The organism is Pseudomonas sp. NPDC089407, assembly GCF_044900445.1.
Lineage (GTDB): Bacteria > Pseudomonadota > Gammaproteobacteria > Pseudomonadales > Pseudomonadaceae > Aquipseudomonas.
In genome coordinates this window covers 31,287-52,007 of sequence record NZ_JBJDNB010000034.1, presented here as the reverse complement: position 1 = coordinate 52,007, position 20,721 = coordinate 31,287, and the positions used below count along the sequence as shown (strand labels likewise).

Here is a 20,721-nt window from a genome sequence, read left to right as displayed (position 1 = left end):
CGCGCCCGCCAAGCTTATGTGCAGCTGCGTGAAAACTCCGTATTCTGCGGGCCTACCCTATGGCTGATGCGAGTGACCGCGATGCGCCTGGCTTTATTCGACCTGGACAATACCCTCCTCGGTGGTGACAGCGACCATGCGTGGGGTGATTACCTTTGCGAGCGTGGCATTCTTGACCCGATTGCCTACAAGCAACGCAATGATGGCTTTTACCAGGACTACCTCAACGGCACCCTTGACCTGCAGGCCTACCTGGCCTTTTCCATGGAAATCCTGGCGGCGACGCCCATGGCGAAGCTCGACGAATGGCACCGCGACTTCATGCGTGACTGCATCGAGCCGATCATCCTGCCCAAGGCCCTGGCGTTGCTGCAGCAGCACCGCGAGGCGGGTGACCAGCTGGTGATCATTACCGCCACCAACCGCTTCGTCACTGCGCCGATCGCCAGGCGTTTGGGTGTACGCGTGTTGCTGGCGACCGAATGCGAGATGCGCGATGGGCGTTATACCGGGCGCAGTACCGATATAGCTTGTTTCCGCGAAGGCAAGGTGACGCGGCTGGAGCGCTGGATGCTGGAGAACGGTTTTGATCTTGAAGACAGCTACTTCTATAGCGACTCGATGAATGATTTGCCGTTGCTGGAGCGGGTGACGCATGCGGTGGCGGTGGACCCCGATCCGAATCTGCGGGCGGAGGCCGAGAGGCGTGGGTGGCCGGTGGTTTCGCTGAGGGCTTGAGATTGCCGGGGCCGCTTTGCGACCCATCGCCGGCAAGCCAGCTTCCACAAAAAGCGGGCTTGCACGGTCCCTGTGGGAGCTGGCTTGCCGGCGATGGGCTGCAAAGCAGCCCCAAATTCCATCAGACTGGCTTGGCCCCCATCAGCCCGGCAATCGACAGGAAACAAACCCCGCTGAACACCGCCAATGCCAAGGTAAACCGCAACCCCACCACCTCAGCCTTGCGCAGCCGGTTCAACCTTACCAGCAGCCACCACACGGCAAACGCGCCAACCGTATAAATGACGCTGGAAGCCAGCACCCAGGTCTGCCCCAGCGGCCAACCGACCAGGTGCACCAGCCACCAGCCGGTGAACGGCATACTCACCAGGCACAGGCCCATCACCAGCCAGACGAACACCAGTGGTCGGCGCAGCAGCTTGGCGTAGGCCTGGGCATCGCCGTGGCGGCGAGCGCGCAACGTCCAGATCGCCAGACCCAGGGCGCCCAGCAGCAGGAGCGCAGTGGCAATGATGTGCAGGGTTTTCAGGATGGTCAGGTGTTCCATGTCTCTTTTGTCCTTGAGCAGGCCATTTTGTGCTGGCTTCTTCGCGGGCTTGCCCGCGAAAGGGCCCTCAGCCCCAGCTTAGCCGCTCAGCCCAGGAACAGCTTGTAAGCCGGGTTCTCGGTCTCATCCCAGTACGGGTAACCAATCTTGGCCAGTGCCGCCGGCACCAGGTGGCGCTCGTCCTCTGGCACCTGCAGCCCCGCCACCACGCGCCCGTCAGCCGCGCCATGGTTACGGTAATGGAACATCGAGATGTTCCAGCGCCCACCCAGCTTGTTGAGGAAGTTGAACAAGGCCCCCGGCCGCTCGGGGAATTCGAAGCGCAGCACCATTTCATCGCTGGCACCGGCCGAATGGCCACCGACCATGTGGCGGATGTGCAGCTTGGCCAGCTCGTTGTCGGTCAAGTCGGTAACCGGGAAGCCCTGCTCGCTCAGGCTCTGCACCAGTGCTGCGCGCGGGTCGTTTTCCGGGTGGGTCTGCACACCAACGAAAATGTGCGCCTCGTCCGAGGTGTGCTTGCGGTAGTTGAACTCGGTGATCTGGCGCTTGCCGATGGCCTCGCAGAACGCCTTGAAGCTACCCGGGCGCTCGGGGATGGTCACGGCAATGATCGCCTCGCGCTTTTCACCCAACTCGGCACGCTCGGCCACATGGCGCAGGCGGTCGAAGTTGACGTTGGCGCCAGAGTCAATGGCTACCAGGGTCTGGCCGGTAACGCCATACAGCTCGACGTACTTCTTGATGCCCGCCACGCCCAAGGCGCCGGCAGGTTCGGTGATCGAGCGGGTATCGTCGTAGATATCCTTGATTGCCGCGCAGATCTCGTCGGTGCTGACGGTGACCACTTCATCCACATGGTGGCGGCAGATGTCGAAGGTGTGCTGGCCGATCTGCGCCACTGCCACGCCATCGGCGAACAGCCCGACCTGCGGCAGCACCACGCGCTCACCGGCGGCCATGGCCGCCTGCAGGCAATTGGAGTCATCCGGCTCGACGCCGATCACCTTGATTTCCGGGCGCAGGTACTTCACGTAGGCGGCAATACCGGCGATCAGGCCACCGCCACCCACCGGCACAAAGATCGCGTCCAGCTGGCCAGGGTGCTGACGGAGGATTTCCATGGCCACGGTGCCCTGCCCGGCGATGGTGTGCGGGTCGTCGTAAGGGTGGACGTAGACAAAGCCCTTTTCGTCGACCAGCTTCAGCGAATAGGCCAGTGCCTCGGGGAACGAGTCGCCATGCAGCACCACCTTGCCACCGCGCGAGCGCACGCCTTCGACCTTGATCTCCGGGGTGGTCTTGGGCATCACGATGGTGGCCTTGATGCCCATTTCGCGCGCCGCCAGGGCCAGGCCCTGGGCGTGGTTGCCGGCCGAGGCGGTGACCACGCCGCGTGCCAGTTCTTCCGGGCTCAGCTGGGCCAGCTTGTTGTACGCCCCGCGGATCTTGAACGAGAACACCGGCTGCAGGTCTTCGCGCTTGAGCAGGATCTGGTTGCCCAGGCGCTTGCTCAGCTGCCCGGCGCTCTGCAATGGGGTTTCGACGGCAACGTCATAGACGCGCGAGGTGAGGATCTTCTTGACGTACTGTTCGAGCATCGGGAAAGCATCACTGGGCCGCGGGACAAGGGCTGGGAGTCTACCCCAGCGCTACGTCGGGCGACCACAGCAAAGCCGTGCGAGCCGTTATACTAGGCAACTTTGAAACCGCCCTGCCCCTTCCGGAGCCCGCATGACCCAGGACCAACTCAAACAGGCCGTCGCCCAGGCCGCTGTCGACTTCATTCTGCCCAAGCTGGATGAAAAGAGCGTTGTCGGCGTCGGTACCGGTTCGACCGCCAACTTCTTCATCGACGCCCTGGCTCAGCACAAGACCGCCTTCGACGGCGCCGTCGCCAGCTCCGAAGCCACGGCCCAGCGCCTGAAGGGGCACGGCATCCCGGTGTACGAGCTGAACGGTGTCAGCGAGCTGGAGTTCTACGTGGACGGCGCCGATGAGAGCGACGCGCACCTGAACCTGATCAAGGGCGGCGGCGCAGCCCTGACCCGCGAGAAGATTGTCGCGGCCGTGGCCAAGACCTTCATCTGCATCGCCGACGGCAGCAAGCTGGTGCCGGTGCTGGGCGCCTTCCCGCTGCCGGTCGAAGTGATCCCGATGGCTCGCAGCCATGTAGCGCGCCAGTTGGTCAAGCTGGGCGGCGACCCGGTGTACCGCGAAGGTGTGGTTACCGACAACGGCAACGTGATCCTCGATGTGTACAACCTGCAGATCACCAACCCGGTGGAGCTGGAAGCGCAGATCAACGCCATTGTTGGCGTGGTGACCAACGGCCTGTTCGCGGCGCGGCCGGCGGACCTGCTGCTGCTGGGTACTGCTGAAGGTGTGAAAAGCCTTAAGGCCGAGTAACCCTCGGCGAGGGCTTTGCCCTCGTTTCGCGACACAAGGCCGCTCCTACAGGGGTACGCAACCTCCTGTAGGAGCGGCCTTGCCGGGGCGCCGGACCGGTCGGATGGGCTGCAAAGCAGCCCAATTGATCAATCGGCTGCCTGTTTGAACACATAAAACAGGTTCGGCTCACTGACCAGGTAAATGGTCCCCTCCTCATCCATTGCGATCCCTTCCGCCTGCGGCACAGTCTGTTTGAGCCCCTGATACCCCTTGCGCAGCGACAGCGTGCTCAACGGCCGCCCCTCCACATCCAGCTCCAGCACCAGCCGCGACTCATCCGAAAGCGCCAACAAATGCCCACTGCGCTCATCGAACTGCAAACTCGACAAGTCCCGCACAAACAGCCGTGAATCACGCTTGCGGTCCTGCACCACATGCACGGCGTAAGGCTTTTCCGGGTTGTCATGCGGAAAACCATGCACCTCATAGATCAGCATCGGGTCACGTTCCTTGGCCACGAACAGGCGCTTGCCCGCCGAATCGTAGGCCAGCCCCTCGAAACCTTTGTTGCCGTTAAGGCCAATACCCAGGCTGAGCTGCTCGGCGTCACCGGCATCGAGGAACAACGTGTCGTCGTCCAGGCGCACGCGGATCAGCCGCTGCTGGCGCTCGTCGGTAATCACGTAACTGTTTGGCCCCACATATTCCACCGCCTCCGGGTCACCAAAGCCGGTGAGCGGCACGCGGCGCAGGATGCGCCCGTCCAGCGACAGCTCGATCAGCTCCGAGCGGGCATTGGTGACGCTGAACAGGGTCTTGCGGTCGGGGTCGTAGGTCAGCGCCGACAGGTCGTCATCCAGCCCCTCGAGCGGCTGCGCCTCCAGCACCACCCGGTAGCGATCCAGGCCAATGCCTTGCTCGACCGGCTGCCACCAGGTCTTGAGGTTGAACCAGCCACGCTCGAACAGCCGAAACTCCTGCCCGGCCCAGCCAAGCAGGAACAGGCCGACAACGGCCACAACGAGGGAAAAGCGAACAAAACGGCGCATGGAAGCAGACTCGACACAGGGTTGGCGAATCTAACCACGACCAACTGAAGCAAAGCTTAATGCCAGCATCCGAAAAACCGGATAACGGCGTCAGTTTTTTCTGAAGCGATAGAACAGCGCCGGTTCGCTGACCATGTACAGGTTGCCCTTGTCGTCCATGGCCACCCCTTCGGCACGCGGGATGGTGTGCTCAAGGCCGTTGAACCCACCCAGCAAGGTCATGAAGCTAACCTGTTGGCCCTGCTCGTCCAGTTCCAGCAGCATGTTGGAGTCGGCCGACAACACCAGCAGGTGGCCGGTGCGCGGGTCTACACCCAGCGCCGAAAGGTTGCGCAGGTCGAGTTCATCGCTGGGCAGCGGCTGCTTGTTACCCTTGAGCGGGCTGCGGCCGTCGGTGCTCCAGGTATACAGCTTGGGCGGGCGCTCCTCGCCGATGATCAGGCGCTGGCGCAGCGGGTCCCAGGCCACGCCTTCGAAGCCCTTGTTGCTCTTGACCGACGGGCCCAGGTCGTAGCTTTTGAAGTCAGCGTGGTTGAGTGCGGTCGTGTGTGCGTCCACCTTGACCAACGTCAGGTCGTGCAGGCGCTCGTCGGTGATTGCCAGGTAATCGTCTTCCAGCACGGCGATGCCTTCCGGGTTGTTCCAGCCGTTGAGCGGGATCTTGCGCAGCACCTCGCCATCCAGGTTCAGCTCGACCAGGAACGGGTTTTTGCCCATCACCGCAAACAGGGTACGGGTGCGCGGGTTGAAGGCCACATCGGAGGCTTCGTCATCGTCCATGCCCGGCAACGGCTTGGCATTGATGTCGACCTGGTAGTCCGGCAGCCACACGCTTTCACTGCGCTGGGCGGTGCTTTCCAGGCTTTCCTTTATCCACAGCTCGCCACGGTCATCCCAGTGCATGGCCACCGACACGCCATAGGCAATCACCGCCGCCACGGCCAGGCCGAAAGGCCAGCGCAGATAGAAACGACGCTTGGGGGTTGCCGGGGCGCTGGAGGGTGATGGCATGCGGGGGTCCTGGGGAAATGGGCGTAGGTGCGCGCATTATCCGGATTGGGTGTGAAAAAAACCTAAACGACGCCGGTGTGCGCCATCTGTAGGAGCGGCCTTGTGTCGCGATCGGGCCGCAGAGCGGCCCCAGCAATTTCAGCATGAAGCACAAATCGAGGGGGCGCTTCGCACCCCTTTCGCGACACAAGGCCGCTCCTACAAAGGAGAGCGGCGCTGGGTTTGAGTTAAAGCACCCGGCTTTCGAAGCGGCTCACACCCGGCAGCTCCAGCACCAGCTCATCACCAACATTGAACGGCCCCACGCCCGCCGGGGTACCAGTAAGGATCACATCCCCCGCCTGCAGCGAGAAATGCGCGGCCATGTACTGGATCATCGGCACAATCGGGTTGAGCATCATCGCGCTGTTGCCATCTTGGCGCACTTCGCCGTTGACGGTCAGGCGCACCGGGATGTCGGTAACGTCCTCGAAGCTGCCGGCCGAGACGAACGGCGGCAGGACGCAGGCGCCGTCAAAGCTCTTGGCCAGCTCCCACGGCAGGCCCTTCTCTTTCAGCTTGGCCTGCACGTCGCGCAGGGTCAGGTCCAGCGCCGGGGCGTAGCCGGAAATGGCGTCCAGCACCTCTTCTTCGGTCGGATGGGTCGACAGCGGCTTGCCCAGCAGCACCGCAATTTCCGCCTCATAGTGCACCGAGCCGCGCTCGGCCGGGATCTTGAAGCCGCCTTCGGCCGGCACCACACAGCTACCCGGTTTGATGAACAGCAGCGGCTCGGTGGGGATCGGGTTGTCCAGTTCCTTGGCATGCTCGGCATAGTTACGGCCGATGCACACCACCTTGCCCAGCGGGAAGTGAATGCGCGTGCCGTCTACGTACTGGTGCTGGTAACTCATGGCCGACTCCTCTGGATACTGCTTTTTATTCAGGTGCGAAGATCTTACCCGGATTCATGATGCCGTTAGGGTCGAACACGGCCTTTATTGCCTTCATGCAGGCGATTTCTTCCGGCGAGCGGCTGTAGCCCAGGTAGTCGCGCTTGGTCATGCCCACGCCATGCTCGGCAGAGATCGAGCCGTTATAGCGCTCGACGATCTCGAACACCCATTTGTTGACCTTGGCACACGAGGCAAAGAAGTCGTCCTTACCCATGTGCTCGGGCTTAAGGATGTTCAGGTGCAGGTTGCCGTCGCCGATATGGCCGTACCACACCACCTCGTAATCCGGGTAATGTTCGCCAACGATGGCGTCGATATCGCGCAGGAACGCCGGCACTTTCGAGACCGTGACGGAAATATCGTTCTTGTACGGGGTCCAGTGCGAGATGGTTTCTGACAGGTACTCGCGCAACTTCCACAGGTTTTTCAGCTGGGTTTCGCTCTGGCTCATCACCCCGTCCAGCACCCAGCCCTGCTCGACGCAGTGCTCGAAGGTAGCCAAGGCTTCGTTGGCCACCTCTTCAGTGCTGGCCTCGAACTCCAGCAGCGCATAGAACGGGCAGTCAGTCGCGAACGGCGCCGGTACATCGCCACGTGCCAGGATCTTGGCCAGGCCCTTGTCGGAGAAGAACTCGAAGGCGGTCAGGTCCAGCTTGCCCTGGAAAGCGTGCAGCACCGGCATGATCGAGTCGAAGTCCGGCGTGCCCAGCACCATGGCGGTAAGGTTGCGCGGGGCGCGATCCAGGCGCATGGTGGCCTCGACCACGAAACCCAGGGTGCCTTCAGCGCCAATGAATAGCTGGCGCAGGTCGTAACCGGTGGCGTTCTTGATCAGGTCTTTGTTCAGTTCAAGCAACTCGCCCTTGCCGGTGACCACTTTGAGCCCGGCCACCCAGTTGCGGGTCATGCCATAACGAATCACCTTGATCCCGCCGGCATTGGTGCCGATGTTGCCGCCTATCTGGCTGGAGCCGCTGGACGCGAAGTCGACCGGGTAGTACAGGCCCTGCTCTTCGGCATAGCTCTGCAGCTGGCGGGTAATCACCCCCGGCTGGCAGACCACAGTGCGGTCGAAGGCATTGAAGTCGAGAATCTGGTTCATGTAGTCGAAGGCGACCACCACCTCGCCATTGGCCGCCACCGCGCCGGCGGACAGCCCGGTGCGCCCGCCAGACGGCACCAGCGCCACCTGGTGCGCATTGGCCCAGCGCACGATGGCCTGCACCTGTTCCACGGTCTTGGGCAGCACAATGGCGCTGGGCGCCGGCGGGTAATGCTTGGTCCAATCCTTGCCATAGGCTGCGAGTGAAGCGGCGTCAGTCAGGACCTTGCCAGGGTCGACAAGGGTCATCAGTTCTTCAATAACAGCGGGGTGGGTCATCGCTGGAACTCTCGACTTATTCATAGTCACCCTGAGCACTCTTCACCTGTCGGGATAAGCTCAGATTGTGTCGCGTATGCTAGCATAGCCCTCCCGCTGTTCATGCTAAGGCTGCCCTCGCGCCTGGCATCACCCTCGCCATTTTTTCTCCGGGATACAGGTTTACGCAGATGAGCAAGACTTCTCTCGACAAGAGCAAGATCCGGTTCCTTCTTCTTGAAGGTGTGCACCAGAACGCGGTCGATACCCTCAAGGCCGCCGGCTACACCAACATCGAATACCTCACTGGTTCGTTGCCGGAAGCCGAGCTGAAGGAAAAGATCGCCGATGCCCACTTCATCGGCATCCGTTCGCGCACCCAGCTCACCGAAGAGATCTTCGACTGCGCCAAGAAACTGGTCGCTGTTGGCTGCTTCTGCATCGGCACCAACCAGGTTGACCTGGAAGCAGCCCGCGAGCGCGGTATCGCCGTGTTCAACGCGCCTTACTCCAACACCCGTTCGGTCGCCGAGCTGGTACTGGCCGAAGCCATCCTGCTGCTGCGCGGCATCCCTGAGAAAAACGCTTCCTGCCACCGTGGCGGCTGGATCAAGAGCGCGGCCAACTCGTTCGAGATCCGTGGCAAGAAGCTGGGCATCGTCGGCTACGGCTCGATCGGTACCCAACTGTCGGTCCTGGCCGAAAACCTGGGCATGCAGGTGTACTTCTACGACCCGCTGACCAAGCTGCCACTGGGCAACGCCGTGCAGGTCACCAGCCTGAACGAGCTGCTGGGCCTGGCCGACATCGTTTCGCTGCACGTGCCTGAGCTGCCGTCCACCCAGTGGATGATCGGCGAGAAGGAAATCCGCGCCATGAAGAAGGGCGCGATCCTGATCAACGCCGCCCGTGGCACCGTGGTCGAGCTGGACCACCTGGCCGCCGCGATCAAGGACAAGCACCTGATCGGCGCCGCCATCGACGTATTCCCGGTCGAGCCGCGCTCCAACGACGAAGAGTTCGAAAGCCCGCTGCGCGGCCTGGACAACGTGATCCTGACCCCGCACATCGGTGGTTCCACCGCCGAAGCCCAGGCCAACATCGGCCTGGAAGTGGCCGAGAAGCTGGTCAAGTACAGCGACAACGGTACCTCGGTGTCTTCGGTCAACTTCCCGGAAGTGGCCCTGCCGGCGCACCCAGGCAAGCACCGCCTGCTGCACATCCACGAAAACATTCCGGGCGTGCTCAGCGAGATCAACAAGGTGTTCGCCGAAAACGGTATCAACATCTCCGGTCAGTTCCTGCAAACCAACGAGAAAGTCGGCTACGTGGTAATCGACGTTGACGCCGAGTACTCGGACCTGGCGCAAGAGAAGCTGCAACAGGTCAAGGGTACTATCCGTTCCCGCGTACTGTTCTAAGTTTGCTTGCCGCACGAAAAAGGGAGGCCCTGGTGGCCTCCCTTTTTTGTTTTCCTGCCAGATCATTGGGCCTGCTTTGCAGGCCATCGCGACACAAGGCCGCTCCTACACAGGCAACGCGGTCCCTTGTAGGAGGGGCCTTGCGTCGCGAAAGGGGCGCAAAGCGCCCCCGCTTTTTCATTTCACGTCGACAGTAATCTTCTGCGACTCGACGCTAGGCTTGAACGGCACATGATACTGGTCACCCAGCACCAGCTGCAGGGTGTGCTTGCCCGGGGTCAGGGTAATGCTGGTTTCGGTCTGTGCCTTGCCAAAGTGCAGCACCTGCGGGCCGGCTGGCAGTGCGGTGCCGGCTTCTGGCATCAGACTGGTCGGCAGCGGCATGTCGGCGACGGACGCTTTGTCCACATCTACCAGCAAGTGGTGGTGCCCGGTATGCGGGGTCTGATCACCGGCAGGCTTGAGGCCCATGCCCTCGATGCCGAATTTGACGGTGAACGTCTTGTCGACCGTTGCTCCATCGGCGGGGGAAACGATGAAGACCTTGGCCTCCTTGGGCGGCTCCTGGCTCTTCAGGGCGTCTGCGGCACTGGCGAACACCGACGCTCCCATCAGCAGACCGGCAACGGCAGCACGCGAAAATAGGCTGTTCATTCACTTCTCCTGTGATTCACTTATTGACCGCCGCCATCCGTCCAGCGGCAGCGGTAGTTCACCTTAGTTGAAATATGCGCCAAGGTGTTCACATTGCCTGACAGAAAAATTTCAGTCAGGGTTAAACAATGCCAAGGCTTCAAGGTCATAGGCTGCGCTCGATCACGGCGAGGAAGAAAGCCGTGACGAAAGTTATTCATCTGCTAAAAGAAAAGGGGCATTCATGCGTTCGACCATAGGGGTACTGCTGGCAGTACTGATCAGTCCATTGGCCCAGGCGGAGCTGATCGACGAAATCGCCGACCGGGGCGAACTGCGCATTGCCGTACAGGCCGACAACCAGCCGTATGCCTTCAAGCAAGACGACCACCTGACCGGTTTCGACATCGAGTTTGGCCAGGACCTGGCCAAGGAGCTGGACTTGCGCGCCGAGTTCGTCGAAGCCCAGTCAGCTGAAGTGCTGCCCGGTGTCGAGAGCGGCAAATACGACATCGCACTGACTCCCTCGAGCGATGCCCTCAAGGGGGACGGCCCGCTGGATGTGAGCCTGCCGTTTGGCGAGAAGAAGCTGGTGATTCCGTTCCAGAAGGACAACCCGGCGTTTGAAAGTGCGGTGAACAATGCGCTGCAGCGGCTGAAAGACAGCGGGCGCACTGCCGAGCTTGAGCAGAAGTGGTTCAAGGGTGTGCAGGAGACTGCGGCTGGGCAGTAGGTTTGTGTTGCCTGTACCGGCCTATTCGCGGGTAAACCCGCTCCCACGGAATTTGTGGGAGCGGGCTTGTCCCGCGAAGAGGCCGGCACAGAATTACACCAAAGCCCGCTGCGCCTCATCCAGCTCCAGCTCACTGAACACCTGTACCCCCGCCCGCCGCAGCAACGCCGTGGTCACGCCTTCCCCCGCCACCTTCACGCCACTGAACGTGCCGTCATAGGTCAACCGGTTACCACACGAAGGGCTGCCCGACTTCAGCACCGCCACGCCAATACCATGCCGGCGCACCAGCGCGAGCGCCAATTGCGCCCCTGCCAGGAACTCGGCACTGACGTCCTCGCCGGTCACGGTCAGCACCTGCGCGCCGCCATCAAGCACTTCGCCGCCCTGCCCGCCCGGTATCTCCGCAGGCGGGCGTGGGGTCGGCAAACCACCGGCCACTTCCGGGCACAACGGCACCACGCGCCCTTCGGCCTGCCATTGCTGCAACAGGTCCGGATGGCCGCTGGCCCGGCCGTCATAACGCACCGGCTGCCCCAGCAGGCAGGCGCTGACCAGTACCTTGGGCAAATCAGAACGGGTCATTGCCACGCCGCCTGAACCAGCCGGTCAACGACAGCCGCTCGCGCCCGGCCGGCAATACTTCGTGGGGCACCTCGCCCGACAGGAACACCACCAGGCAACCCGCCACCGGCTCGACATCGTGCTCGACACCGCCCGCAAGGAACATGCGCAACTGCCCACCGTCCTGCGGCTGCCAACCTTCGTTCAGGTACAGCACCGCCGAGACCATGCGCCGGTCGTCGTCGCGGAAGCGGTCCAGATGCCGGCGGTAGAACGCCCCCGCCGGGTACAGGGCAAAGTGGCACTCGAAGTCTTCCAGGCCCAGGTACAGGCCTTGGTTGATGGCCTGACGCAACTGGTCCATGGCCGCCAGGTACTGGTCGCAGGCCTCGGCCTGGCCGGGGTCGATCCACTGGATCTGATCACCGCGAATGGCCTCGCGGACTTCCTGGGCATCACCGCGCCCAACCCCCGCAGGGTTGAGTTCGCCTTCGGCATCACGGCGCCGGCATTCGGCCGCCAGCGCGCGCACCAGCCCGGCAGGCAGAAACAGCGCCTGCTGGGACCAGCCATGGATGGCCAGATCGTCGACGACGGCCGCAAGCATCGGGTGTTCAGGGGAAGTGTGCATGGCGCGCATCATATCCATTCGCTTTGTCGGCGCACAGCGCCACTTGGCCGAGAAACACGCGGATATCTCGACAAACCGGCGCCGGGCCAAGGACAATAGCCACCTGCCGACAGGAGTCCTGAATGCGCCGTCTGTTTTCCCTGATTCTGCTGATGATCTGCACCACGCCTGTCTGGGCAGACAACCTGGATCAACTGTACAAGGCCGCCGGCTGGCCCGACCAGCGCGCCCATTTCAACGATGCCCTGACCGCTGCTCAGGAGCGCTACCGCAACAGTTTGCCGCCCGCCGTGTACCAGGCGCTGGTCAACAACAGCAACCAGCGCTTCCAGGCCCAGGCGGTGGACCGCCGCGCCCAGGCAAAACTGCGCGCCAGCCTGGCCAACCCGGCGCCGGCCCTTGCGTTCTTCCAGTCGCCGCTGGGGCGCAAGGTGGTGGCAGCCGAGCTCAAGGCCACGCGCAAGGACGAGCTGGCAAAAAATGCCAAAGGCCTGCCGAAGATCCAGGCCAGCGACGACCGCCTGCTGGTCATCGGCCACCTGGCCCAGGCCTTGCCGGCACGTGAAGCCGGTGCCGAAGTCAGCCTGGCCATTGCCGGTGTTGCCGCCGATAGCCTCAGTTCGATGATCCCCGGCCTGTTCGGCGGCGGCCAGGCCCAAGGCTTGCTTGACGGCCAGCGCCAGCGCCTGATGGGGCAGATCGGCGAAGACCTCAATAACACCCTGCTGTACGTCTACCGCGACCTGTCCGACGCAGAGCTGGAAGAGTTCGCCACCTTTGCCGAATCGCCCGACGGCAAAGCCTACTACCAGGCCGCCCTGGCCGCTGTGCGCGCCGGCCTGGCGGTTGGCCAGAGCAGTAACGAGCTGAAGTGATCAGCCCAGGCGCTGGTCGATGAAGTCGAAATAGCGCTGACGAATGCCCGGCAGCTCGTTGGCCAGATGGTGGCGAGCTTCGGGCAGCATCAGGATCTGCGGTTCGGCGAACTTGGCCTTGAGCACTTCGAGGTTATAGGGCCAGTCCACCGTACCGTCGGCCTCCCCCTGCACGATCAACGGTTGCCGTGTGCTGCGCGGCGCGGCCTCGATGCGTTTGACCCAGGCGATCAGTGAGCCCACCCAGGCGGTAGGCAGCCTGCGCGGTTGCAGCGGGTCGGCTTCAAGAAACGGCAGGAACGCCGGGTCATTGGTGTTCTCACTGAAGCGCCGCTCAATGCCGTTGACGAAGTGCCGCAGCACGCGATAACTGAACTTCGACCAACGCCAGGAACATGGCCGCACCAGTGGCGCCAGCAGGATGACCTGGCCATCGACAGGGCTGCGCGTGCCTTGGTGCAGCAGGTGGTCGACGGCAATCGCACCTCCGGTGCTCTGCCCACACAGGTGCCAGGGGCGCGGCAGTTGCAGCGTGCCCGCCTGTTCGAACAAGGCCTCCAGCACCTGCTGGTACAGCGCGAAATCACTGATGCTGGCGCGCTCGCCGCTGGACAGGCCGTGGCCGGGCAGGTCGCAGCTGACCACCGCGAAACCCTGCTTCAGTGCCCACTCGATCACGTGCCGGTACAGGCCCATGTGGTCGTAATAGCCGTGCAGCAGGAACAGCGTCGCCGTTGGCCGCTCGGGTAGCCAGGCCTGCCCGACCAGCTCGAACCCCGCTGCCTGAAAGCCGCCCAGCCAGCTGTGGGCTGGCAGGTTCAGGCCATAGAAGCGCTGGTAGTCCTGCGCTTGCGCCGACAGCGGCTGGCGAGCGGTGAACGGCGCCACGCTGGCGCGCAGGTGGTCGGGGTGAAAGGCAGCGGGCATCGGGTACATCCACATTGACGCAAGTATTGATCTGGAATCTTCAGCTCTGGCCCGCGCCATGGCAAGCTTGCTCACCATCGAACATCAACCACCGATCCCCTGTAGGAGCGGCCTTGTGTCGCGATAGGGCCGCACAGCGGCCCCGGCAATCTCAGGGTGGGGCACAAATCCTGGGGGCGCTTCGCACCCCATCGCGACGCAAGGCCGCTCCTACAGGGGGCCGCGGAACCTTCATGAAAACTCGGATCATCAAACCACTGTGCATGGCTCTCGTCCTCATGGTCGGCGCCATCATCCTCTGGCAGGCCTACACCACCTTCCAGGCCCGCTACCTGCGCCCGTTCAACAACCAGGCCACCCTGTTCGACGGCAGCCAACTGCAACTACCGGCCGAGCTGGCCGGCCCCGGCCCGATCCGCGTGGTGCACTTCTGGGACCCGGCTTGCCCGTGCAACGTTGGTAACCAGCAGCACCTGGGTGACCTGGTCAGCCAGTTCGCCGACCAGAGCGTGAGCTTCCACGTGCTGCAAAAGCCCGGCAGCCACGGCCAACTACCGGCCAACCTCACCGCCCTCAAGCCACTCGCCAGCCTGCCCGGCAGCGAACACCTGCCCGCCTCCCCGGCGGTGGCCATCTGGGACCGCCAAGGCCACCTGGCCTACTTCGGCCCCTACAGCGAAGGCGCGGTGTGCAACGCCAGCAACAGTTTTGTGGAGCCCATCATCAAGGCCTTGCTCGACGGCCGCCAGGTCAACGCCTCCAACACCCTGGCAGTGGGCTGCTATTGCCCTTGGGCAGGCTGACGCACCCTTGCCGGGTTGCCCACTACCGTTGCGCCCACGGGCACATCTCGGGTTACCACGCTACCGGCACCGACCACAGCATTGTCACCAATAGTCACCCCCGGCAGGATAATCGCCGCACCGCCGATCCACACGTTGTTGCCGATCGTCACCGGTCGGCCGCTCTCCAGTCCGGTGCGGCGCACCTCAGGGTCGAGTGGATGGTCGGCGGTATAGATCTGCACGTTGGGCCCGATCTGGCAGTTATCGCCAATGCGTACCGGCAACACATCGAGAATCACGCAGTTGAAGTTGATGAAGGTGTTGGCGCCGATGCTGATGTTGTAGCCGTAATCGCAGTAGAACGGTGGGCGTATCACCGTATCTGCGTCAACCTGGCCAAAATGCCCGGCCAGCAGCGCATGCCGGGCGTCGTTGAGCAGTTCGACACTGTTGTTGTAACGGTGCATCCAGTGCTTGTTGGCGATCTGCTCGGCCTGCAGCTCGGGGCAGCCAGCGTGGTAGAGCTGGCCAGTAAGCATTTTCTGTTTTTCGCTGAGGGACATGGAAACTCCTTCCTGGGGCTATGCTCTGTTCGCGAATCCACTCATGATCGGACCACATTTTCCGCTTGAACGCACAAGGAGCCTGCATGAAGCGCAGCCTGACCCTGTTGGCCGTGGTGGTTGCCGTGGCCGCCGGCGCCGGTTACTGGTACGTGCAAGGCAAGCTGCCGCAACGTGAGGGCGAGGTGGCCGTGGCCGGCCTGCAGGCGCCGGTCAGCGTGCGCTACGACGCCCGCGGCGTGCCGCACTTGCAAGCGCAGAGCGAGCCAGACCTGTACCGAGCCCTGGGCTACGTGCATGCCCAGGACCGGCTGTTCCAGATGGAAATCATGCGCCGTCTGGCCCGCGGCGAACTGGCCGAGGTGCTGGGCGACAAGCTGCTGCCCACCGACACCCTGTTCCGTAGCCTGCGCATTCGTGAGCAGGCTGCACGGATGGCCAAGCGTCAGGACCGCCAGTCACCGGCCTGGCAGGCCCTGCAAGCCTACCTTGACGGGGTGAACAGCTGGCAAGCCAGCCACCCCAAACCCATGGAGTTCGACCTGCTCGGCATCACCCCGCGCCCATTCACTGCCGAAGACACCCTGAGCATCGCCGGCTACCTGGCCTACAGCTTCGCGGCCGCGTTCCGCACCGAACCGGCGCTGACCTACATCCGCGATCAGCTCGGCCCGCAATACCTGAAGATCTTCGACCTCGACTGGCAGCCGCAGGGCGCCCTGGGCACGCCACTGGCGGCGGCGGACTGGCAAAGCATGGAAGCCATGGCCCGTGCCAGCCACGAGGCGCTGATCGAAGCCGGCATCCCGCAGTTCGAAGGCAGCAACGCCTGGGCCATTTCAGGCAGCCGTACCCGCAGTGGCAGGCCGCTGCTGGCCGGCGACCCGCATATCAGCTTCGCGGTGCCGGCCGTGTGGTACGAAGCCGAACTGTCGGCGCCCGGCTTCAACCTGTATGGCTACTTCCAGGCGCTCAACCCGTTCGCCCTGCTCGGCCACAACCGCGACTTCGGCTGGAGCCTGACCATGTTCCAGAACGACGATGTCGACCTGATCGCCGAGCGCACCAACCCGGCCGACACCAACCAGGTCATGGTCGATGGCCAGTGGCAGGCGCTGGAAAAAACCGAGCAGCAGATCACGGTCAAAGGCCAGGCGCCGGTCACCCTTAGCCTGCGCCGCTCGCCACACGGCCCGATCGTCAACGACGTGCTGGGCGCCACCGCCGGGGCCACACCTATCGCCATGTGGTGGGCATTCCTGGAGACCGAAAACCCGATCCTCGAAGGTTTCTACCAGATCAACCGCGCCGACAGCCTGGGCAAGATGCGCGAGGCTGCGGCCAAGATCCACGCGCCAGGGCTGAATTTTGTCTGGGCCAATGCCCGTGGTGATATCGGCTGGTGGGCGGCGGCGAAACTGCCAATCCGCCCTGACGGCGTCGACCCGGCGTTCATCCTCGACGGCGCCAGCGCGCAGGCCGACAAGCGCGGTTTCTACCCGTTCAGTGTCAACCCGCAGCAGGAGAACCCGGTGCGCGGCTATATCGTCTCGGCCAACTACCAGCCGCCAGCGGTGGTGCCGGTGCCGGGTTACTACAACCTGCCTGACCGTGGCCGCCAGCTTGACCGCCACCTGGCCAACCCCGAAGTGAAATGGGACACCCAGAACAGCCAGGCGCTACAGCTGGATACCAGCAGCGACTATGGCCCGCGCACCCTGGCGCCGCTGCTGGCGACGCTGCGTGCAGTGGCCGAAGGTGACGAAGAGAAGGAGCTGGTCGAGCAACTGGCGGCCTGGGCTGGCGACTATCCGCTGGACTCGACCAGCGCCACGCTGTTCAACCAGTTCCTCTACGAACTGGCGTTTGCGGCCCTGCATGACGAACTGGGCGACACCTGGTTCCCGGTGCTGATCAGCACCCGCGCCATCGACGCCGCCCTGCCGCGCCTGGCGGCGGATGCCAATTCGCCCTGGTGGAACACCCGCGGTGGCAACCAGCGTACCGACCGCACTGCGGTGGTACGCACGGCCTGGCAGCACAGCCTGAAGCACCTGCGCGAAACCTTGGGCAGCGACCCGGCCAGCTGGCAGTGGGGCAAGGCCCATACCCTCACCCATAACCATCCGCTGGGGGTGAAGAAGCCGCTGAACCTGCTGTTCAACGTCGGGCCTTTCGCCGCACCCGGTACTCACGAAGTGCCGAACAACCTGTCGGCGAAGATCGGCCCGGCGCCATGGCCAGTAACCTATGGACCGTCGACGCGGCGGCTGATCGACTTTGCCGATGCCGGGCAGGCGCTGACCAGCAACCCGGTCGGGCAGAGTGGCGTGCCGTTTGACCGGCATTACTCGGACCAGGCCGAGGGGTATGTGCAGGGGTTGTACCAGAAGGCGCAGATGGGGGTGATTCCGGCGCAGAGTACCCTGAGGCTGGTACCTGGTGGGTGACCGAGGGGGCTGCCGCGCAGCAGCCCCTTGTGGGAGCGGGTTCACCCGCGAAGAATGCAACACGGTGTATGGCACCGGCTTTGCCGGTGTTCGCGGGTAAACCCGCTCCCACAGAGGCCCTGCAATATCAAAGAGCGATGTGGCGTAGCACGGTCAGCCCTGCCACTTGCCCCCTTCCACTATGACGCTTTCCGGCTTGGTGTCATCGCTCAGTTCCTTGCGCACATACTGGTCATACAGCTTCAGCAAGAACTTCTCCTCACCCAGCTTGGCCAGTTCGGCATTCACCCAGTCACGCAGTTCGGTGTTTCCCTTCTTCACCGCCGGCGCAATCGGCGCCTCTTCACCCAGCAGCTCCGGCAGCACGCGGTAGCCCGGGTTCTGCTTGGCCCAGCTGAACAAAATCAGGTTGTCCTGCGCGTAGGCATCACCACGGCCGGTGGCCAAGGCTTGCAGCGACTCGCTGTTCTTCTCGAACTTGAGCAGCTTCCATTCAGGGTGGTTCTTGGTCAGCCAGATATCGGCCGTGGTGCCGGTGGTGACGATGATGGTCTTGTCGGCCAGGTCATCCAGCTTCTGCACCGGGCTGCCATCGGCGACGATGGCCTGCACGGCAACACGCAGGTTGGGGTTGGTGAAGTCCACCGCTTCTTTGCGTTCTGGGGTCACGGTCATGTTGGCGAGGATCAGGTCGACCTTGTCACTCTGCAGGAACGGAATGCGGCTGGCCGGTTCCACGGCAACGAACTCGACCTTGTTCTCATCGCCCAGCAGGTCTTTGGCCAGGCGCCGGCCGATGTCGGTGTCAAAGCCCACGTAGCGGCCTTTTTCATCGACGAAACCGAACGGCGGCTTGTCGGTGAACACGCCGACAATCAGCTTGTCGCGGGCCTTGATGGTTTCGAGGTAGCTGCTGGCCGGTGATGCGGCCGCAGGCTTGGGTGGCTCCTCGGCCTTGTTGCAGCCGGCCAGCAGCGCCAGGCCGAGCAACGGCGCCAGCAGTTTGGTGAGGTTGGCAGTTTTCATGACAGTTCCTTGTGCAGTGTCGTTGGCAGGCTTTCTACGAAGGAGAATTTCTCCAGGAACTGCTGCGCGCGCGCGGTTCGCGGTCGAGTGAAGAAGCTCTCGGGGTCGCCCTGTTCAAGGATCCTGCCGGCCTCCATGAACACGATGCGGTCGGCCACCGCGCGAGCGAAGGCCATTTCGTGGGTAACGATGAGCAAGGTCATGCCGTCGCGGGCCAGGCCCTGGATCACCTGCAGCACCTCCTTGACCATTTCCGGGTCGAGGGCCGCAGTCACCTCGTCGAACAGCATCACCTCGGGGTTCATGCACAGCGAACGAACAATGGCGATGCGCTGTTGCTGGCCCCCGGACAGCTGCCGGGGAAAGGCGTCACGCTTGTCCAGCAGGCCGACACGGGCCAGCAACGCCTCGGCCTGCGCCTGCGCTTCGGCCCGCTCGCGCTTCTGCACTTTCAAAGGGCCCAGCAGCAGGTTGTCGATCACACTCATGTGGCCGAACAGGTGGTAGCTCTGGAACACCATACCCACCCGCTGACGGACAGCACGCCAGTCGGTACGCGGGTCGAGCAGTTCCTGCCCGGCCAGGCGCAGCTGACCGCTATGGGCCTGCTCCAGGCCATTGAGGCAGCGCAGCAGCGTGCTTTTGCCACAGCCGCTGGGGCCGAGGATCACCACCACCTCGCCGGCCGCGACCTCCAGGTCGACGTCCCTGAGCACCTGCTGCTGGCCGAAAAACTTGTTGAAACCGTGAAATTCGATCAATGCGCTCATGAGTGGACCCAACGGCGTTCCAGCACGCGTGAAGCGGCGGACAGCGGATAACAGACAATGAAAAAGAACAGGAACAAGGCACCGTAGATCAGCACCGATTCGTAGGTGCGTTCAATGATCTGCTGGCCGGCCTTGATCACCTCGACCACACCGATCAGCACCGCCAGCGAGCTGGTCTTGATGATCCGGGTGTAGATGTTGATGGTGGGCGGGGTCATGCGCTTGAGCGCCTGCGGCAGCAGCACATAGCCATACAACTGCCAGCCCGCCAGGCCGATCGACAGCCCCGCCTCGCGCTGGCCACGCGGCAGCGAAGCCAGTGCACCACGCACCACCTCGCCGACCTCGCTGGCGCCCCAAAGGCCCAGCACCAGCACCGCGCACCAGAAGCTGGGGATGCTCAGGCCGAAGAAAATCGGCAGGCCGAAGAACACCAGATACAGCCACACCAGCACCGGTATGGCGCGGAACAGCTCCAGGTACACCTGCAGGGCGATGTTCAGCGCGCGGTTGCCCAAGGTTGCCAGCACGCCATAGAGCACGCCGCCCAGCGTTGCGAAGAAGATGCCCAGCGCCGAGATGGCCAAGGTCTGCGCGGCACCACCGGCAAGCTGCGGCAGCGCCTGCAACAGCAACTCAAATCCCGAACTGGCCATGTTGCAGCCTCCTTTCCACATAGCGCAGCAGCAACGACAGCGGCAGGAATAGCAGCACGCAGAGCAAGGTCAGCACGGTGAGCATTTCGTAGGTTTTGTAGTACAGCGCGATGTAGTTCTTGGTGGTGTAGAGAATTTCCGGCACCGCCACCGCCGAGACCACGGTGGTTTCCTTGAGCAGGAAGATGAAGTTGGCGAACAGCGCCGGCAGGCTGAGGATGCTGGCCTGAGGCAGCACGACATGGCGCAGCAGTTGGCCCTCGGACAGCCCGATGGAGCGCCCGGACTCCAGCTGCGCACGCGGCACGGCTTCTACGCCGGCGCGTAGCACTTCGGTGAGGTAGGCGCCGCCCATGAAGGTCATGGTGATGATGGCTGCGGTAAAACCGGAAATTTTCAGGCCCAGGCTGGGCAAGGCGAAATAGACGAAGAACAGTTGGATCAGCAGTGGCGTGTTACGCGCCAGTTCCACATAGGCTTTAACCAGGCGCCACAGGTAAGGGGTGCGCAGCACCAGCAGCGTGGCGTTGACCAGGGCGACCAGCAGCGAAGTGGCGATGGCGATCAGGCCAACCTGCAAGGTCACGGCTACGGCCTTGAGGAAGGCAGGCAGCGTGCTGAGGATGAATGCGGTGTCGAGGGTCATGGGTAAAGCA

The 20,721-nt window shown here is 63.2% G+C and carries 22 protein-coding genes; 7 read left to right on the top strand and 15 right to left on the bottom strand.

Annotation, left to right across the window (positions count from 1 at the left end):
• Nucleotides 1-81: 81 nt before the first annotated feature.
• The gene (locus ACI2KG_RS22950) at nt 82-738 is read left to right on the top strand and encodes an HAD family hydrolase (protein ID WP_404663395.1); all 657 of its coding nucleotides are present in this window, start codon (nt 82-84) and stop codon (nt 736-738) included.
• 121 nt (nt 739-859) lie between these two features.
• On the opposite strand, the gene ACI2KG_RS22945 is transcribed toward ACI2KG_RS22950, so the two are convergent.
• Together ACI2KG_RS22945 and ilvA are read right to left on the bottom strand one after the other, a co-directional pair.
• Entirely contained in the window at nt 860-1,285 is a 426-nt protein-coding gene (locus ACI2KG_RS22945; RefSeq protein WP_404663394.1) for a DUF2269 domain-containing protein, read from the bottom strand.
• Nucleotides 1,286-1,371: 86 nt separating this feature from the next.
• A complete protein-coding gene (ilvA, locus tag ACI2KG_RS22940; RefSeq protein WP_404663393.1) occupies nt 1,372-2,886 on the bottom strand; it encodes a threonine ammonia-lyase, biosynthetic in 1,515 nt (504 codons plus the stop codon).
• Between the two features lie 133 nt (nt 2,887-3,019).
• Here ilvA and rpiA point away from each other — a divergent pair, with 133 nt between their 5' ends.
• Nucleotides 3,020-3,694, top strand: coding sequence for a ribose-5-phosphate isomerase RpiA (rpiA, locus tag ACI2KG_RS22935; protein ID WP_201201256.1), 675 nt, complete (start codon nt 3,020-3,022; stop codon nt 3,692-3,694).
• 128 nt (nt 3,695-3,822) lie between these two features.
• Here rpiA and ACI2KG_RS22930 read toward each other — a convergent pair whose 3' ends face one another.
• The 4 genes from ACI2KG_RS22930 to ACI2KG_RS22915 form a co-directional block, all read right to left on the bottom strand.
• On the bottom strand, nt 3,823-4,725 hold the full coding sequence (locus tag ACI2KG_RS22930) for an SdiA-regulated domain-containing protein (protein WP_400612579.1): 903 nt from the start codon (nt 4,723-4,725) through the stop codon (nt 3,823-3,825).
• A 90-nt stretch (nt 4,726-4,815) separates the two neighbouring features.
• Nucleotides 4,816-5,736, bottom strand: coding sequence for an SdiA-regulated domain-containing protein (locus tag ACI2KG_RS22925; protein WP_404663392.1), 921 nt, complete (start codon nt 5,734-5,736; stop codon nt 4,816-4,818).
• 227 nt (nt 5,737-5,963) lie between these two features.
• Complete coding sequence (locus tag ACI2KG_RS22920; RefSeq protein WP_400612583.1) at nt 5,964-6,629, bottom strand: fumarylacetoacetate hydrolase family protein; 666 nt, start codon at nt 6,627-6,629, stop codon at nt 5,964-5,966.
• 25 nt (nt 6,630-6,654) lie between these two features.
• Nucleotides 6,655-8,052, bottom strand: coding sequence for an FAD-binding oxidoreductase (locus ACI2KG_RS22915; RefSeq protein WP_404663391.1), 1,398 nt, complete (start codon nt 8,050-8,052; stop codon nt 6,655-6,657).
• 170 nt (nt 8,053-8,222) lie between these two features.
• On the opposite strand from ACI2KG_RS22915, the gene serA reads away from it, so the two are divergent.
• Entirely contained in the window at nt 8,223-9,452 is a 1,230-nt protein-coding gene (gene serA / locus ACI2KG_RS22910; protein WP_016489694.1) for a phosphoglycerate dehydrogenase, read from the top strand.
• Nucleotides 9,453-9,629: 177 nt separating this feature from the next.
• Here the strand turns inward: serA and ACI2KG_RS22905 are convergent, their stop codons facing one another.
• The gene (locus ACI2KG_RS22905) at nt 9,630-10,106 is read right to left on the bottom strand and encodes a DUF4399 domain-containing protein (protein WP_404663390.1); all 477 of its coding nucleotides are present in this window, start codon (nt 10,104-10,106) and stop codon (nt 9,630-9,632) included.
• Nucleotides 10,107-10,329: 223 nt separating this feature from the next.
• On the opposite strand from ACI2KG_RS22905, the gene ACI2KG_RS22900 reads away from it, so the two are divergent.
• Complete coding sequence (locus ACI2KG_RS22900; protein WP_400612588.1) at nt 10,330-10,818, top strand: transporter substrate-binding domain-containing protein; 489 nt, start codon at nt 10,330-10,332, stop codon at nt 10,816-10,818.
• A gap of 93 nt (nt 10,819-10,911) precedes the next feature.
• Here ACI2KG_RS22900 and ACI2KG_RS22895 read toward each other — a convergent pair whose 3' ends face one another.
• The gene (locus ACI2KG_RS22895; RefSeq protein WP_404663389.1) at nt 10,912-11,403 is read right to left on the bottom strand and encodes a DUF523 domain-containing protein; all 492 of its coding nucleotides are present in this window, start codon (nt 11,401-11,403) and stop codon (nt 10,912-10,914) included.
• Nucleotides 11,390-12,022 carry a 2OG-Fe(II) oxygenase gene (locus ACI2KG_RS22890; RefSeq protein WP_404663410.1) on the bottom strand — a complete coding sequence of 211 codons (633 nt, stop codon included), beginning with the start codon at nt 12,020-12,022 and terminating at the stop codon, nt 11,390-11,392. Before ACI2KG_RS22890 ends, ACI2KG_RS22895 begins: the two co-directional genes overlap by 14 nt.
• Before the next feature lie 113 nt (nt 12,023-12,135).
• Between ACI2KG_RS22890 and ACI2KG_RS22885 the strand changes: the two genes are divergently transcribed.
• The gene (locus ACI2KG_RS22885) at nt 12,136-12,888 is read left to right on the top strand and encodes a DUF2059 domain-containing protein (protein WP_201201235.1); all 753 of its coding nucleotides are present in this window, start codon (nt 12,136-12,138) and stop codon (nt 12,886-12,888) included.
• Here ACI2KG_RS22885 and ACI2KG_RS22880 read toward each other — a convergent pair whose 3' ends face one another.
• On the bottom strand, nt 12,889-13,815 hold the full coding sequence (locus ACI2KG_RS22880; protein WP_404663388.1) for an alpha/beta hydrolase: 927 nt from the start codon (nt 13,813-13,815) through the stop codon (nt 12,889-12,891).
• Nucleotides 13,816-14,048: 233 nt separating this feature from the next.
• Here ACI2KG_RS22880 and ACI2KG_RS22875 point away from each other — a divergent pair, with 233 nt between their 5' ends.
• Nucleotides 14,049-14,618: a DUF6436 domain-containing protein gene (locus ACI2KG_RS22875; RefSeq protein WP_404663387.1), complete on the top strand. Its 570-nt coding sequence runs from the start codon at nt 14,049-14,051 to the stop codon at nt 14,616-14,618.
• Here ACI2KG_RS22875 and ACI2KG_RS22870 read toward each other — a convergent pair.
• Nucleotides 14,597-15,163: a sugar O-acetyltransferase gene (locus tag ACI2KG_RS22870; protein ID WP_404663386.1), complete on the bottom strand. Its 567-nt coding sequence runs from the start codon at nt 15,161-15,163 to the stop codon at nt 14,597-14,599. The two genes, ACI2KG_RS22875 and ACI2KG_RS22870, sit on opposite strands and share 22 nt — an antisense overlap.
• Before the next feature lie 86 nt (nt 15,164-15,249).
• On the opposite strand from ACI2KG_RS22870, the gene ACI2KG_RS22865 reads away from it, so the two are divergent.
• Nucleotides 15,250-17,613 (top strand): penicillin acylase family protein, encoded by a 2,364-nt coding sequence (locus tag ACI2KG_RS22865; RefSeq protein ID WP_404663385.1) that lies wholly within the window; start codon nt 15,250-15,252, stop codon nt 17,611-17,613.
• A 153-nt stretch (nt 17,614-17,766) separates the two neighbouring features.
• On the opposite strand, the gene ACI2KG_RS22860 is transcribed toward ACI2KG_RS22865, so the two are convergent.
• From ACI2KG_RS22860 to ACI2KG_RS22845, 4 genes are read right to left on the bottom strand one after another with little or no spacing between them, the layout of a single operon-like run.
• A complete protein-coding gene (locus tag ACI2KG_RS22860; RefSeq protein ID WP_400612602.1) occupies nt 17,767-18,639 on the bottom strand; it encodes a transporter substrate-binding domain-containing protein in 873 nt (290 codons plus the stop codon).
• Entirely contained in the window at nt 18,636-19,409 is a 774-nt protein-coding gene (locus tag ACI2KG_RS22855) for an amino acid ABC transporter ATP-binding protein (RefSeq protein ID WP_404663384.1), read from the bottom strand. The genes ACI2KG_RS22860 and ACI2KG_RS22855 overlap by 4 nt, the downstream gene beginning before the upstream one ends.
• Entirely contained in the window at nt 19,406-20,065 is a 660-nt protein-coding gene (locus ACI2KG_RS22850; RefSeq protein ID WP_400612606.1) for an amino acid ABC transporter permease, read from the bottom strand. Before ACI2KG_RS22850 ends, ACI2KG_RS22855 begins: the two co-directional genes overlap by 4 nt.
• A complete protein-coding gene (locus tag ACI2KG_RS22845; protein WP_404663383.1) occupies nt 20,046-20,711 on the bottom strand; it encodes an amino acid ABC transporter permease in 666 nt (221 codons plus the stop codon). The genes ACI2KG_RS22850 and ACI2KG_RS22845 overlap by 20 nt, the downstream gene beginning before the upstream one ends.
• Between the last annotated feature and the right edge of the window lie 10 nt (nt 20,712-20,721).